Origin of the sequence: Salibaculum sp. (genome assembly GCF_035270045.1) — a bacterium.
In the GTDB taxonomy this organism is placed as follows: domain Bacteria; phylum Pseudomonadota; class Alphaproteobacteria; order Rhodobacterales; family Rhodobacteraceae; genus Salibaculum.
Window position 1 is genome coordinate 1 of the sequence record NZ_DATFIP010000064.1, and the last position, 12,872, is coordinate 12,872.

The following is a 12,872-nucleotide window of genomic DNA, read 5'->3' on the forward strand; positions in this document are numbered from 1 at the left end:
CTTCTAATCAGCAGGTTGGGGGTTCGAGTCCTCCCGGGATCGCCAGCGACGGCCGGGCTTACCGCAGGTCATCCCCCGTGCAGCGTCGGCACCTGCAGCGCGCTGAACCCGTAGTGCCGCAGCCAGCGCAGGTCGCTCTCGAAGAAGGCGCGCAGATCGGGAATCCCGTATTTCAACATCGCCAGCCGGTCGATCCCGATGCCAAAGGCAAAACCCTGCCACGCGTCCGGGTCGATGCCGCCAGCCCGCAGCACCGATGGATGGACCATGCCCGACCCCAGCACCTCTAGCCAGTCGTTGCCCTCGCCTACCTTCACGGTGCCACCCTCGAAGGAACACTGGATGTCCACCTCGGCGCTCGGCTCGGTGAAGGGAAAATGAGAGGCGCGGAACCGGGTCTCGACATGGGTGCCGAAAAAAGCGCTGAAAAATTCCTCAAGAACCCATTTCAAGTTCGCCATGGAAATGTCGCGGTCGATGGCAAGCCCCTCGACCTGGTGGAACATCGGGGTATGGGTCTGATCGTAGTCAGCGCGATAGACGCGGCCCGGGCAGATAATGCGGATGGGAGCGCCCTGGGCCTCCATGGACCGGATTTGGACAGGGCTGGTATGGGTGCGCAACACGTGCGGGGGACGTGTGTCACCCTCGGACCGATGCGTGTAAAATGTATCCATTTCCGCGCGCGCCGGGTGATGGCCCGGGATGTTGAGCGCATCGAAATTGTACCAGTCGCTCTCGATCTGGGGGCCCTCTGCCACGGCAAAGCCCATGTCGGCAAAGATCGCCGTGCATTCCTCCCAGACCTGGCTGACGGGATGGATGCTGCCGACATGCCGGTCGCGCGCGGGCAGCGTCACGTCCAGCCACTCGGCCTTCAGCCGCTCCTCCAGCGCCGCGTCTTCAAGCGCCGACTTCTTCGCGACCAAGGCGGCGTTGATCTCGTCCTTGAGCGCATTCAGCCGCGGCCCCTCGAGCTGCCGCTCTTCAGGCGTCATCTTGCCCAACTCACGCATCTTCAGGCTGACCTCGCCCTTTTTGCCCACGGCAGCGACGCGGATCTCCTCGAGTGCCGCAGCATCGCTGGCCTTGGCGATCAGGTCGAGGTATTTGGACTTCAGCTCATCCATGACGGGCCCCTTGGATTGGTCACGGCTCGTTACCCCGGCCCCGCCCCGGTTTCAAGCAACCCCAGCTTCTTCGGGTCGCAAATACCGCGGGGGCGGCGCGCTTGCGCGCCGTTGGGGGCCGAGCCCCCCGACGAACTCAGTCAAGCGTGCGCAGCACCCATTTTGACAACAGCCCCGCAACGAAAAAGGCCGCCCCGTTGGGGCGGCGCAATTCGAAAACCGGCGCAACACGGATTACAGCGCGGCCTTTGCTTTCTCCACGATGGCGCCGAAAGCCTCGGGCTCGTGCACGGCCAAGTCGGCAAGGACCTTGCGGTCGACTTCGATACCGGCCTTGATCAACCCGTTGATGAAGCGCGAGTAGGTCAGGTTTTCGTCCTGGGCGCGGACGGCGGCATTGATCCGCTGAATCCACAAGGCGCGGAAATTGCGCTTGCGGTTGTGACGGTCACGGGTGGCATACTGGTTGGCCTTGTCCACGGCCTGGGTCGCGACCTTGAAGGTGTTCTTGCGACGGCCGTAATAGCCTTTGGCCTGGTCCGTGATCTTCTTGTGACGACGATGGGTGACGGTTCCGCCTTTGACTCGCATATCCGGTTCTCCTCAGCGCGCGTAGGGCATCATGGGCTTGATGATCTGCTCATCAGCCTTGCTCAGGGTCGTGGTGCCACGCGCATCACGGATGAACTTGTTGGTACGCTTGATCATGCCGTGGCGCTTGCCGGCCTGGCCGGCCTTCACGCGGCCCTTGGCCGTCACCTTGAACCGCTTCTTGCAGCTCGACTTCGTCTTCAACTTGGGCATTTCCGTCTCCTTGAACGTATCGGTGACACGCGACTCGGCATGCCGCTTCTGGCCGGACGCGCGATTGAACGCGCCGTATAGGCCTATGCGGCCCATTTGGCAAGGACCTCAGTTGATGTAGCGACCCACCACCTCGACGAAGACCGTCGGGATATCCTCAAGCGCGTAGCCGCTGGGCTTCTGGCTGACCGCAAGCGCCACCAGGCCACCACCCACCAGCACCGCAATCGAGGCCACACGGGGGACGCGGCCATCGGCCAGAGCCCCCATGATCGAGGGAATGGACAAGCCTGCGACCACAAGGCCCGTGACGAAGATCAGGTCAGTGTCCAAGGCTCCAACTCACACGCAAGATACAAATGCGTGATGCTACTCCGCTTCGGCGGCGAAAATCAAACGTTCCTCGCAGGGGGCGACCCGCAGGATGTTCGTGGACCCCGGCGTGTTGAAGGGCACGCCGGCGGTGACCACGACCATGTCCTCCTTGTTGGCGATCCCGGTCTTGATGGCCGCGCGCACCGCCTCGACCACCGCAATCTTGAACCGCGTGACCTCGGTCGTGGTGCGCACGCAATTGGTGCCCCATGACAAGCACAGCCGCCGCGCCGTATCGATCCGGGTCGACAGCACGATGATCGGCACCCGGGGCCGTTCCCGGGCCGTCAACAGGCCGGTCGTGCCGCTTTCCGAATAGCAGCAGATTGCGGTGATGTTCGTGGTCTCGGCGATCTCGCGGGCGGCGGCGACGATGCCGTCGGCGACACTGGCGCGGTCGGCGGTGCGGCTGGACTCGATGATCGTCGTGTAGTTCTCGTCGCTCTCGACCTCGAAAGCCACGTTGTCCATCGTCGAAACCGCCTCGACAGGATAATCGCCCGCCGCCGATTCCGCGCTCAGCATGATAGCGTCGGCCCCTTCGTAGATCGCCGTGGCGACGTCCGAGACCTCGGCACGCGTGGGCATGGGGCTTTCGATCATGCTTTCCAGCATCTGGGTGGCCACGATCACCGGCTTGGCGGCGCCGCGGCATTTTCGCACCAGCCGTTTCTGGATCGGCGGCACGTTCTGCACCGGCAGTTCCACGCCCAGGTCGCCGCGGGCGACCATGATCCCGTCCGAGGCTTCGAGGATGGACTCGAAATTGTTCACCGCCGCCGGTTTCTCGACCTTCGACAGGATCGCTGCACGGCCCTTGGCCAGCGCACGCGCCTCCTCCACGTCCGAGGCGCGCTGCACGAAGGACAACGCAAGCCAGTCGACACCGAGGTCGCAGACGAATTCCAGGTCCTTGCGGTCCTTCTCGGACAGAGCCGCCACGGGCAGCACCACGTCGGGCACGTTCACGCCCTTGCGGTTGGAGATTGTGCCCCCCACCACGACTTCGCAATCTGCGAAATCGCGCCCGCAATCGCGGACCCGCAACTTGATCTTGCCATCGTTGACCAGAAGATGCGCCCCCGGTTCCAGCGCGTCGAAGATCTCGCGGTGGGGCAATTGCACGCGGGTGGCGTCGCCGGGCGTCTCGTCAAGGTCCAGGCGAAAGGCCTGCCCCTCTTTGAGGTCCTCGCCGCCGTCATCGGAAAAGGTGCCGACGCGCAGCTTCGGCCCCTGCAGGTCCGCCAGGATGGCAATTGGATTGCCCATGTCCTCTTCCACCTTGCGGATCACGGCGTGGCGTTCGCGGATCTCGTCGTGGCTTCCGTGGCTCATGTTCAGGCGGAACACGTCTGCGCCCGCCTCGTGCAGGGCGCGGATCATCTTGTAGTCATTCGAAGCCGGCCCGAGGGTGGCGACGATCTTTACATTGCGGTGGCGTCTCATGTCTGGCCTTTCATCGGCTGCGGGCACCCCGGCGGGCCGGTGCGGTACTGACCTCGCCCGGCGCAGCCGGAGTTAACGCTAACGGGTCATCGCCCTTATTGCGCATTTCACTTCCGGCCTCAACTGTCCTAAGTGGAATGACATGACAATGACAGCCGCCCGGTGCCGCTCATGACCTATCAGCCGTTCCACCTGCACGGGGCCGGGCGCCGGTCGCGCTGGGTCATCTCGTGCGACCATGCAACGAACACCGTCCCACCCAGTGTCGGCGGTGGCGACCTGGGCCTTGCAGCCCCCGACATGGAGCGTCACATCGCCTATGACGTGGGCGCGGCAGGGGTGACGCGGGCGCTGGCTGATTTGCTGGACGCCCCGGCGGTGCTGTCGAATTTCTCGCGCCTCGTGATCGACCCGAACCGTGGCACGGACGATCCTACCGTCCTGATGAAGCTCTACGACGGGACGGTGATTCCCGCCAACCGACATGCGGATACCGCCGAGAAAAAGCGCCGGATCGACGCCTTTCACGAACCGTATCACAATGCGCTGGAAGAGACCGCGGGCCGCTATGACGACACCGTGCTGGTCGCCGTTCACAGCTTCACGCCCCGGCTGACCGGGCGCCACCCGCGGCCCTGGCATGTCGGCATCCTGCACGAAGCGGACCGGCGCCTGTCGGACCCGCTTCTTGACTTGCTGCGCGCGGACCCCGACCTTTGCGTCGGAGACAATGAACCCTACGCCGGCCACCTGCCGGGGGATTCGGTGGATCGCCATGCCCTGCAAAAGGGTCGCCCGAACGCCCTGATCGAGCTGCGCAACGACCTGATCGTGACGCCCGAGCAGCAGGCGCACTGGGCCCAAAGACTGGCCCCGATCCTGACGCAGGCCCTGCACCTGATGGACCAGCAAGACACGAGGACCGCATGACCCAGATCGACGACCAGACCCGCCTTGAACTCGAGGCCGCCGCCTTTCGCCGGTTGCAGAAACACCTGATGGAAGATCGCCCCGACGTGCAGAACATCGACATGATGAACCTGGCCGGGTTCTGCCGCAACTGCCTGTCCCGCTGGTACCAGGAGGCCGCCAACGCGCGCGGCATCGAGATGACCAAGGACGAAGGCCGCGAGGCCTTCTACGGCATGCCCTACGCCGACTGGAAGGCGCAGAGCCAGACCGAGGCCAGCCCCGAGAAACAGGCGGCCTTCGAAAAGGCGTTCAAGGAAAACGTCGGGGAATAGGGGCGGCGCGTTACGTCGCGCGTCAAAGGCCACGTCGCGGGCCCCTCAGGAATGGCAGCTTTGCGCTGGGCGGCGGCTTTGCAAAGCGGCATCATAGCTGACAATCTTGCGGCATGGAGCAGACATTGGCTCGAGCCGCGCATCGCCGACGCGCGCGGTGGCGATGCTGCGTTGGGTCTGAGCACTTTATGTCAGCCAAGTCTGAAAAGAACCGGAGTGATTCGCGCAGCCCGGGCAAATCGCCGCCGCGTAGGGGCGCGTCGGCGATGCGCGGCGGCCTTAGGCCTTGTTCCGCGCGGAGATGATCTGAGGTGGGCTCAAACCCGAACACCCGCCGCATCGTCGGCCCATGTCTTTTTCGGGCGGGCAACGGTCACCGCAGCCAATCGGCCATCAAGCCAGGTTCACCCCAACAGACCCAGCACGCCCCTCACACCGCCGTCTTGCGGCTTTCCTCCACGTAGATTTCGCGCAGGCGGCGTGACACAGGCCCCGGCGTGCCGTCCCCCAGCACGGCCTCGTCGACCTGCACCACCGGCATCACGAAGGTCGAGGCCGAGGTGACGAAGGCCTCGTCCGCGTCCTTGGCCTCGTCAATCGTGAAGTTCCGTTCCTCCACCTTCATCTGCGCCTCGCGGGCAAAGCGCAGCACGGCGGCGCGGGTGATCCCGTGAAGGATGTCGTTTGACAGCTGCCGCGTTACGATCGTGTCGCCCTTTACGATATAGGCGTTGTTACTGGTGCCCTCGGTCACGTGGCCGTCCTCGATCATCCAGGCATCGTCGGCCCCGGCCTTTTTGGCCATCATCTTGCCCATCGACGGGTAGAGCAGTTGCACAGTCTTGATGTCGCGGCGGCCCCAGCGGATATCCTCGATCGAGATGACCTTGATCCCCTTCTTCGACGCGGGGCTGTCCGCAAGCCCCGGCTTGGACTGGGTGAACAGGACCACGGTGGGCTTCACCACCTCCGGGTCGGGAAAGGCGAAATCGCGATCCTCGGCGGCACCGCGCGTCACCTGCAGGTAAACCATGCCGTCGCCAATGTCGTTGACTCGCACCAGTTCACGGTGAATCTCCAGCAGGTCGTCAAAGCAGTCGGGTTTCTGGATATCCAGTTCCGACAGGGATCGTTCCAGCCGCGCCAGGTGTCCATCAAAGTCGATCAGCTTGCCATCAAGCACGCTGGTAACTTCGTAGACCCCATCGGCCATCAGAAAGGCTCGGTCGAAGATGGAAACCTTGGCATCGCCCTCGGGCAGGTAGTCGCCGTTTACATATACGGTGCGGGGCATGGGGCACTCCTTATTGCGGGACGGTCGGGCAATTGACGCGTGGTCTCGCCGCGACATAGCGCAGCCCGGGCGCGAGTGAAATAGCCCTCACCCCCAGAGCTCGGGCGCCGCGGGCTGCACCGCGCCAGTCTCATAGCCCAAGGGCGGATCGCGATCCTCGGCCAAAAGGAGCGGTCCGTCCAGATCCACGATCTCGGCCCCCTGCGCGACCAGAACCGCGGGCGCCATGGCCAGCGACGAGCCGACCATGCAGCCCACCATGACGGCATAGCCAGCCTCTCGTGCGGCATCGCGCAGGGCAAGGGCCTCGGTCAATCCGCCGGTCTTGTCCAGCTTGATGTTCACCATGTCATACTTGCCCGCCAGCGCCGGCAGGCTGGCCCGATCATGGCAGCTTTCATCGGCGCAGACCGGCAAGGGGCGCTCGATCTCGGCCAGCATGTCGTCGGCCCCGGCGGGCAGCGGTTGCTCCACCATCTGCACGCCCAGCCGCAGAAGATGCGGCGCCAGCTCGGCATAGACTTCTGCCGTCCAGCCCTCGTTGGCATCGACGATGATCCGCGCCTTGGGCGCACCGCGGCGCACGGCCTCCAGCCGGGCCATGTCGTCGGGCGTGCCCAACTTGATTTTCAAGAGGGGGCGCTCGGCATGTTTCGCCGCCGCCACCTGCATCTTGTCGGGGGCATCCAGCGACAGGGTAAAGGCCGTGACGCAAGGCTTCGGCTTCGGCAAGCCGGCCAGTTGCCAGACCGGCGCGCCGGTGCTCTTGGATTGCCAGTCCCACAGCGCGCAATCCACCGCGTTGCGCGCCGCGCCGGCGGGCAGGGCATCCTGCAAGTCGTGGCGGTTGATATCCTCGGGCAGGCCCGCGATCTGCGCTTCGACGCTGTCGAGCGTTTCGTCATAGCGGGCGTAGGGCACGCATTCTCCCTGCCCCTGCACGCCCTCGCGGGTCACCCGGACGGTCAGCACCTGTGCCTCTGTCCGGCTGCCACGCGCGATGGTGAAAACTTCGGCCAGCCGAAACCGGTCTCGTGTGACGCTCAATGACATGTCTACCCCTTCATGCTGGCCAATGACCTCGGCGGCGCAGGCCGGGCCGCGTGACGGGCCCTAGATATCCTGCAGCGCATCCACCAGCCGCCCCGCGCCCTGCCGGAACGGATCGGCGGCAGGCAGGCCCATGCGATCCTCGACCTGGGCAAGGCAGTCCAGCGCGGCCTGTTCGGACATGGCGGCGGTATTGACCGAAATGCCCATGACCTTGCACGCCGGGTTGGCGACCTGCGCCAGCGGCAGGGCCGTGTCGCGCAATTGTTCGAGCGAGGGCAACGCATAACCCGGCAGGCCGCGCATGTGTTTCCGCGTGGGTTCATGGGCCAGGATCAGGGCATCGGGCTGCCCCCCGTGGATCAACGCCATGGTCACACCGGAATAGGATACGTGAAACAGGCTGCCCTGCCCCTCGATATGGTCCCAGTGATCGGCGTCGTTGTCAGGGGTCAGGTATTCCACCGACCCGGCCATGAAATCGGCGACGACGGCGTCCAGCGGCACGCCGCGCCCTGTGATCAGTATCCCGGTCTGGCCGGTGGCGCGAAAACTGGATTTCAGGCCCCGCTTGCGCATCTCGGCATCCATGGCCAGGCCGGTGTACATCTTTCCCACCGAACAATCCGTGCCCACGGCCAGGCACCTCTTGCCCTTGCGTTTCTGGCCCTCGGCAATGGGATAGCTGACAGAGGGCACCCGCACATCGTGCAATTCCTGCCCCGCGCGCCCTGCGGCGGCGGCAAGCTGGGGGTCATCGCGCAACAGGTTGTGCAACCCGCTGGCAATGTCGAACCCCATATCAAGGGCCTCGATCAGTACCTTCTTCCAGGCGTCGCTGATGACGCCCCCGCGATTGGCCACACCGATCACGAGTGTTTGTGCCCCGGCGGCGCGGGCCTCGTCCAGTGTCATGTCGGCCAGGCCCAGGTCGGCCTTGCAACCGCGCAGTCGCAATTGGCCGACCGCGTTTTCCGGGCGCCAATCCTTTATTCCGATGGCCACTTTGGCAGCCAGTTGATCCGGCGCGTCGCCCAGGAAAAGAAGATAGGGGGTGGGAATCATGTCGAACCTCCGATGATGCCACCCTATCGAAGCACGCCCCGGACCCAAGTGGATTCGAAATTCGCGCGTTCAGGGGCTCTACTGCGAAACAGAACACCCCGTTTCGCCATTCGACGCAGGATTCTTGCAGAGACGGGAAGTCATACGCCCCCGAACGCGCAATGCTGCACCTGCGAATTCGCCCTTGCAGCACAAGGCGCAAGAATATACCTACCAAAGCAACAAATACGAAATATACTTACCTGAAGGAGCCGACCATGTCCTTTCGCCTGCAACCCGCCCCGGTCGCCCGACCGAACCGCTGTCAGTTGTTCGGCCCCGGCTCCAACACCAAGCTTTTCGACAAGATGGCCGCCAGCGCCGCCGACGTGATCAACCTCGACTTGGAGGATTCGGTCAGCCCCGGGGACAAGGACCTGGCCCGCGCCAATGTCATCCAGGCCATCAACGACATGGACTGGGCCACCAAGACCCTCTCGGTGCGCATCAACGGGCTGGACACCCCCTGGTGGTATCGCGACGTGGTCGACCTATTGGAACAGGCGGGGGACCGGCTGGATCAGATCATGATCCCCAAGGTTGGCAATGCCTCTGACATCTACGCGGTCGATGCGCTGGTCACGGCGATCGAGGCCGCCAAGGGCCGCCAGAAGCCGATCGGCTTCGAGGTCATCATCGAAAGCGCCGCCGGCATCGCCCATGTCGAGGAAATCGCCGCCGCCAGCCCACGCATGCAGGCGATGTCCCTTGGCGCCGCGGATTTCGCCGCCTCCATGGGCATGGCCACGACCGGCATCGGCGGCACGCAGGAAAACTATTACATGCTGCACGAAGGCCGCAAACACTGGTCCGATCCCTGGCACTGGGCGCAGGCCGCCATCGTCGCCGCCTGCCGCGCCCACGGCGTGTTGCCCGTGGACGGGCCGTTCGGGGACTTCTCGGACGATGACGGCTACATCGCCCAGGCGCGACGCTCTGCCACGCTGGGCATGGTGGGCAAGTGGGCCATCCACCCCAAGCAGATCGCCCTGGCCAACCTGGTATTCACCCCCTCTGACGAAGCCGTGGCCGAGGCGCGCGAGATACTCGCCGCGATGGAGGAGGCCAAGGCCCGCGGTGAAGGAGCGACTGTCCACAAGGGCCGGCTGGTCGATATCGCATCCATCAAGCAGGCCGAGGTCATCGTGCGCCAGGCCGAGATGATCGCGGGCTGACACGGATCGCGGCAAGCATCCGCGCAGGTCGCCCTGATACGCGGGTCCCGTCACCGGACCCGAGCCCCGTTGCATCCCGCCGTCATGCGCCTCTATATGGGCGCAGGCTTGGCAAAGGGTGTCCCATGACCAACTATCTCGACTTCGAGAAGCCCCTCGCGGAAATCGAGGGCAAGGCGGCCGAACTGCGCGCGATGGGCCGCGCGAACGAGGGAATGGACATCGAAGCCGAGGCCCAGGCCCTCGACAAGAAGGCCGCCGACCTGCTGCAAAGTCTCTATGCCGACCTGACGCCCTGGCGCAAATGTCAGGTGGCGCGCCACCCCGAACGTCCGCACTGCTGGGACTATATCGAGGCGCTCTTTTCCGAGTACACACCGCTCGCGGGGGACCGGAACTTTGCCGACGACTACGCCGTGCTCGGCGGGCTGGCCCGGCTGGACGACAGGCCGGTCATGGTGATCGGCCACGAGAAAGGCCATGACACAAAGTCGCGCATCGCCCACAATTTCGGGATGGCCCGGCCCGAGGGGTATCGCAAGGCGATCAGGCTCATGGAGCTGGCCGACCGCTTCGGGCTGCCGGTCATCACCCTTGTCGATACCCCGGGCGCCTATCCCGGCAAGGGGGCCGAGGAACGCGGCCAGTCCGAAGCCATCGCCCGCGCGACCGAGACATGCCTGGCCCTGCGCGTGCCGCTGGTCAGCGTCATCATCGGCGAGGGCGGCTCCGGCGGGGCCGTGGCCCTCGCCACAGCCAACCGTGTCGCCATGCTGGAACACTCGGTCTACTCGGTGATCTCGCCCGAAGGCTGCGCCAGCATCCTGTGGAAAGACGCCGACAAGATGCGCGAGGCCGCCGAGGCCCTGCGACTGACGGCGCAATACCTGCAGGAACTGGGCATCTGCGACCGGATCATTCGCGAACCGCTGGGCGGCGCCCACCGTGCCAAGACCAAGGCGATGGAGAGCGTCGGCAAGGCGATCCGAGTGATGCTGGCCGAGATGGACGCCAAGAGCGGGGACGACCTGCGCGCCGCGCGCCGCCGGAAATACCTCGACCTCGGCACCAAGGGCCTGGCGGCGTGAAAGCCGCGCTGGCCGTCCTGGCGCTCGGCGTCACGGCGGCCCCGGCCGAGGCCGAGGGGCTCATGGGGCGCGACGTCACCTTCGGCACCCGCGCCTGGGAAGATCGCGAAACGCCGATTTTCGTCGGCCGGCGCCACCCCGCCCGGGTCTCGGACGCGGTGGAATACGGGCTGGGGCCCGAGGGGGTGCAGAACGGCTGGGACGTGGTCCCCGCGATCATCGACATCCGCGCGCGCAGTGTCGTCATCACCTACCCCGAGATGCCCAAGGCCCGCTTTCCGGTGCTGGAGTTCAACGGCTATGTCCTCGACTTCCTGACCGAGTGCGTGCTGTTCGACGGTGTTGCGCAGAACATGAACCGCTCCACCGCCCCCCTGTCCGACGGTGCGCTCTTTACCGAAGGGGGCCAGCTCTTCATCGACATGAGCGGCGTGACCTTCGGCCCCGAGACCCGCGTCGTCATCGACGTCGACGTGACGCCCTGCCCGCTGGGATAGACGGCCCGGATCAGGCCCGCGTCAGTGCCGCGACAAGCGCCTCGGTCAGGGTCTCGGCATCGTGCTTGAGGGGGTCCTCCAGCGCCGTGGCCAGCCCCTGCATCGTCATCAGTCCCAGCAGCGCCGCGTGCAGGGCCAGTGCCTCGGCTCGTGCACCGTCCGGGTCGGCCGGGTCCAGGTGCCGGGCCAGCACCCCGTAGAGCCTGTCCGTGACCGGGTGCACCTGACTGACCAGGCCACGCTCGCCCGGCCGTCCGCGGCTGGTTTGCGGCGCAAGATACATCATCCGGAAACGGTCGAGGTCGGCCAGGTGAAACCGGGCCAGCGCCCGCAGCGCCCGCTCGATGGCCTCCGCCCGGCCCTCGGCGCCGTCCAGCGCGGCGATGACCGCCTCGGCCTCGGCCTCCAGCGCGGGCAGGAACAGCGCGGCGAGAAGGTCCCGCTTGGTCGGGAACCAGTAGATCACCGCCTGCTTGGTCCGCCCCAGCCGCCGCGCGATGGCGTCGAAGGTGACCGCCGAAGGCCCCCGTGACACCACCAGGTCATGGGCAATGGCCAGGATACGATCTCGGGGGGCAGGGTCGGGCATGGGCTCCTCTTGACGGCTTACCATCGGTAAGTTATTTCCTTACCTTTGGTAGGTAAACCGTCGAAAATGCCATGCCCCTGCTGACCCTCGAGAACCCGGTCTTTGCCGCCTATGCCGTTGCCGCCGCGCTCATGGTGCTCAAGGTCATGGGGCAGGGCTGGATGACGGTTGCCCGGATGATGCGTGTCCGCGGCGGCTGGGCCAGCCCCGAGGACCTGCGCCCGGGCCCGATCAACCCCGCGCCCGACCCGTCGCAACTGGCGCCCGACGACTATGTCGACCGGTCCCGCCGGATGCACCGGAACGATCTCGAGAACATTCCCGCGTTCTGGGCGACCGGGCTGCTCTTCGTCCTGGTCGATCCACCGCTCGCGCTGGCACAGGTGCTTTTCGCCGGCTTCGTGCTGGCCCGGCTTGCCCACTTTCTGGCCTATGCGCGCCAGTGGTCGCACGAGCTTCGCGCCACGTTCTACAGCATCGGATCGCTGGTCGTTATCTACATGGCCGGCCATGTTCTCTGGTCCTCGGTGACCTGACGCACGAGGGCTGCGGCGACACCTCGAAACCGACTCGATTCGGCGCGGTCACGGCCCGGACCCCTGCCTCGACAATTTGCCACAGGTCACGGCGGCGGCAGTTTGGGCGCTAACAGTATGCCATTGTATACGGCCACGGCGCGCGACCGGCACGGCGCACGGTTGACTCTGTTCGGGAAAACAAGGGGAAACCGTCAATTGCAAAATTCTTTACGCAAGATGAGCCGTCACGCAAAAGCAATTTACAAGAAACACAAGCAGAACCGATACCCAAGTCCCGTCATTTACAAGAATTGTGTATGACGTCGCCAAGCCACTGTCCGCCCCGCCATGTCGGGGCGCGGCCCCGGCGAGACGTGAGGAGGACACCATGACACCCGATGAATCCCTGACCCCGAGCCACCCGCCTTCTGACGCGACTGTATCGCGGGCGCATGTTGATGCGGCGCGTTACGATGAGATGTACGCGGCCTCGGTTTCGGATCCGGAGGGGTTCTGGGCCGAGCAGGGGCGGCGGATCGACTGGATGACGCCGTTCGG

Annotated in this window: 16 protein-coding genes; 7 read left to right on the forward strand and 9 right to left on the reverse strand. The window is 65.2% G+C overall.

Going from position 1 to position 12,872, the window contains the following annotated elements; all coding sequences use genetic code 11:
• Nucleotides 1-68: 68 nt before the first annotated feature.
• The 5 genes from pheS to pyk form a co-directional block, all read right to left on the reverse strand.
• Entirely contained in the window at nucleotides 69-1,130 is a 1,062-nt protein-coding gene (gene pheS, locus VJ897_RS11580) for a phenylalanine--tRNA ligase subunit alpha (protein ID WP_324055826.1), read from the reverse strand.
• Nucleotides 1,131-1,364: 234 nt separating this feature from the next.
• Entirely contained in the window at nucleotides 1,365-1,721 is a 357-nt protein-coding gene (gene rplT, locus VJ897_RS11585) for a 50S ribosomal protein L20 (protein WP_324055827.1), read from the reverse strand.
• Nucleotides 1,722-1,733: 12 nt separating this feature from the next.
• Complete coding sequence (rpmI, locus tag VJ897_RS11590; protein ID WP_324055828.1) at nucleotides 1,734-1,934, reverse strand: 50S ribosomal protein L35; 201 nt, start codon at nucleotides 1,932-1,934, stop codon at nucleotides 1,734-1,736.
• A 108-nt stretch (nucleotides 1,935-2,042) separates the two neighbouring features.
• Entirely contained in the window at nucleotides 2,043-2,267 is a 225-nt protein-coding gene (locus tag VJ897_RS11595; protein WP_324055829.1) for a hypothetical protein, read from the reverse strand.
• Nucleotides 2,268-2,303: 36 nt separating this feature from the next.
• On the reverse strand, nucleotides 2,304-3,755 hold the full coding sequence (gene pyk / locus VJ897_RS11600; RefSeq protein WP_324055830.1) for a pyruvate kinase: 1,452 nt from the start codon (nucleotides 3,753-3,755) through the stop codon (nucleotides 2,304-2,306).
• A 171-nt stretch (nucleotides 3,756-3,926) separates the two neighbouring features.
• On the opposite strand from pyk, the gene VJ897_RS11605 reads away from it, so the two are divergent.
• Together VJ897_RS11605 and VJ897_RS11610 are read left to right on the forward strand one after the other, a co-directional pair.
• Complete coding sequence (locus VJ897_RS11605; RefSeq protein WP_324055831.1) at nucleotides 3,927-4,685, forward strand: N-formylglutamate amidohydrolase; 759 nt, start codon at nucleotides 3,927-3,929, stop codon at nucleotides 4,683-4,685.
• 5 nt (nucleotides 4,686-4,690) lie between these two features.
• Complete coding sequence (locus tag VJ897_RS11610; RefSeq protein WP_324055840.1) at nucleotides 4,691-4,999, forward strand: DUF1244 domain-containing protein; 309 nt, start codon at nucleotides 4,691-4,693, stop codon at nucleotides 4,997-4,999.
• Nucleotides 5,000-5,429: 430 nt separating this feature from the next.
• On the opposite strand, the gene VJ897_RS11615 is transcribed toward VJ897_RS11610, so the two are convergent.
• From VJ897_RS11615 to dgcN, 3 genes are all read right to left on the reverse strand, one after another.
• On the reverse strand, nucleotides 5,430-6,293 hold the full coding sequence (locus VJ897_RS11615; protein ID WP_324055832.1) for a D-amino-acid transaminase: 864 nt from the start codon (nucleotides 6,291-6,293) through the stop codon (nucleotides 5,430-5,432).
• 87 nt (nucleotides 6,294-6,380) lie between these two features.
• Entirely contained in the window at nucleotides 6,381-7,346 is a 966-nt protein-coding gene (gene dgcA / locus VJ897_RS11620; protein ID WP_324055833.1) for an N-acetyl-D-Glu racemase DgcA, read from the reverse strand.
• A gap of 60 nt (nucleotides 7,347-7,406) precedes the next feature.
• Nucleotides 7,407-8,408 (reverse strand): N-acetyltransferase DgcN, encoded by a 1,002-nt coding sequence (dgcN, locus tag VJ897_RS11625; protein ID WP_324055834.1) that lies wholly within the window; start codon nucleotides 8,406-8,408, stop codon nucleotides 7,407-7,409.
• 257 nt (nucleotides 8,409-8,665) lie between these two features.
• Here dgcN and VJ897_RS11630 point away from each other — a divergent pair, with 257 nt between their 5' ends.
• From VJ897_RS11630 to VJ897_RS11640, 3 genes are all read left to right on the forward strand, one after another.
• The gene (locus VJ897_RS11630) at nucleotides 8,666-9,622 is read left to right on the forward strand and encodes an L-malyl-CoA/beta-methylmalyl-CoA lyase (protein ID WP_324055835.1); all 957 of its coding nucleotides are present in this window, start codon (nucleotides 8,666-8,668) and stop codon (nucleotides 9,620-9,622) included.
• Nucleotides 9,623-9,747: 125 nt separating this feature from the next.
• The gene (locus VJ897_RS11635) at nucleotides 9,748-10,710 is read left to right on the forward strand and encodes an acetyl-CoA carboxylase carboxyltransferase subunit alpha (protein WP_324055836.1); all 963 of its coding nucleotides are present in this window, start codon (nucleotides 9,748-9,750) and stop codon (nucleotides 10,708-10,710) included.
• Nucleotides 10,707-11,207 carry a hypothetical protein gene (locus tag VJ897_RS11640; RefSeq protein WP_324055837.1) on the forward strand — a complete coding sequence of 167 codons (501 nt, stop codon included), beginning with the start codon at nucleotides 10,707-10,709 and terminating at the stop codon, nucleotides 11,205-11,207. The genes VJ897_RS11635 and VJ897_RS11640 overlap by 4 nt, the downstream gene beginning before the upstream one ends.
• A 10-nt stretch (nucleotides 11,208-11,217) precedes the next feature.
• Here the strand turns inward: VJ897_RS11640 and VJ897_RS11645 are convergent, their stop codons facing one another.
• On the reverse strand, nucleotides 11,218-11,796 hold the full coding sequence (locus tag VJ897_RS11645) for a TetR/AcrR family transcriptional regulator (protein ID WP_324055838.1): 579 nt from the start codon (nucleotides 11,794-11,796) through the stop codon (nucleotides 11,218-11,220).
• 71 nt (nucleotides 11,797-11,867) lie between these two features.
• Between VJ897_RS11645 and VJ897_RS11650 the strand changes: the two genes are divergently transcribed.
• Together VJ897_RS11650 and VJ897_RS11655 are read left to right on the forward strand one after the other, a co-directional pair.
• Nucleotides 11,868-12,332 (forward strand): MAPEG family protein, encoded by a 465-nt coding sequence (locus VJ897_RS11650; RefSeq protein WP_324055839.1) that lies wholly within the window; start codon nucleotides 11,868-11,870, stop codon nucleotides 12,330-12,332.
• 370 nt (nucleotides 12,333-12,702) lie between these two features.
• On the forward strand, nucleotides 12,703-12,872 hold a 170-nt coding region (locus tag VJ897_RS11655), incomplete at its 3' end, for an acetyl-coenzyme A synthetase N-terminal domain-containing protein (RefSeq protein WP_324055841.1).

Excerpts from the sequence above, each read along its gene's own strand:
- pheS (WP_324055826.1), bottom strand. The coding sequence starts at position 1,130 with ATGGATGAGCTGAAGTCCAAATACCTCGACCTGATCGCCAAGGCCAGC.
- rplT (WP_324055827.1), bottom strand. The coding sequence starts at position 1,721 with ATGCGAGTCAAAGGCGGAACCGTCACCCATCGTCGTCACAAGAAGATC.
- rpmI (WP_324055828.1), bottom strand. The coding sequence starts at position 1,934 with ATGCCCAAGTTGAAGACGAAGTCGAGCTGCAAGAAGCGGTTCAAGGTG.
- pyk (WP_324055830.1), bottom strand. The coding sequence starts at position 3,755 with ATGAGACGCCACCGCAATGTAAAGATCGTCGCCACCCTCGGGCCGGCT.
- VJ897_RS11605 (WP_324055831.1), top strand. The coding sequence starts at position 3,927 with ATGACCTATCAGCCGTTCCACCTGCACGGGGCCGGGCGCCGGTCGCGC.
- VJ897_RS11615 (WP_324055832.1), bottom strand. The coding sequence starts at position 6,293 with ATGCCCCGCACCGTATATGTAAACGGCGACTACCTGCCCGAGGGCGAT.
- dgcA (WP_324055833.1), bottom strand. The coding sequence starts at position 7,346 with ATGTCATTGAGCGTCACACGAGACCGGTTTCGGCTGGCCGAAGTTTTC.
- dgcN (WP_324055834.1), bottom strand. The coding sequence starts at position 8,408 with ATGATTCCCACCCCCTATCTTCTTTTCCTGGGCGACGCGCCGGATCAA.
- VJ897_RS11630 (WP_324055835.1), top strand. The coding sequence starts at position 8,666 with ATGTCCTTTCGCCTGCAACCCGCCCCGGTCGCCCGACCGAACCGCTGT.
- VJ897_RS11635 (WP_324055836.1), top strand. The coding sequence starts at position 9,748 with ATGACCAACTATCTCGACTTCGAGAAGCCCCTCGCGGAAATCGAGGGC.
- VJ897_RS11645 (WP_324055838.1), bottom strand. The coding sequence starts at position 11,796 with ATGCCCGACCCTGCCCCCCGAGATCGTATCCTGGCCATTGCCCATGAC.
- VJ897_RS11650 (WP_324055839.1), top strand. The coding sequence starts at position 11,868 with ATGCCCCTGCTGACCCTCGAGAACCCGGTCTTTGCCGCCTATGCCGTT.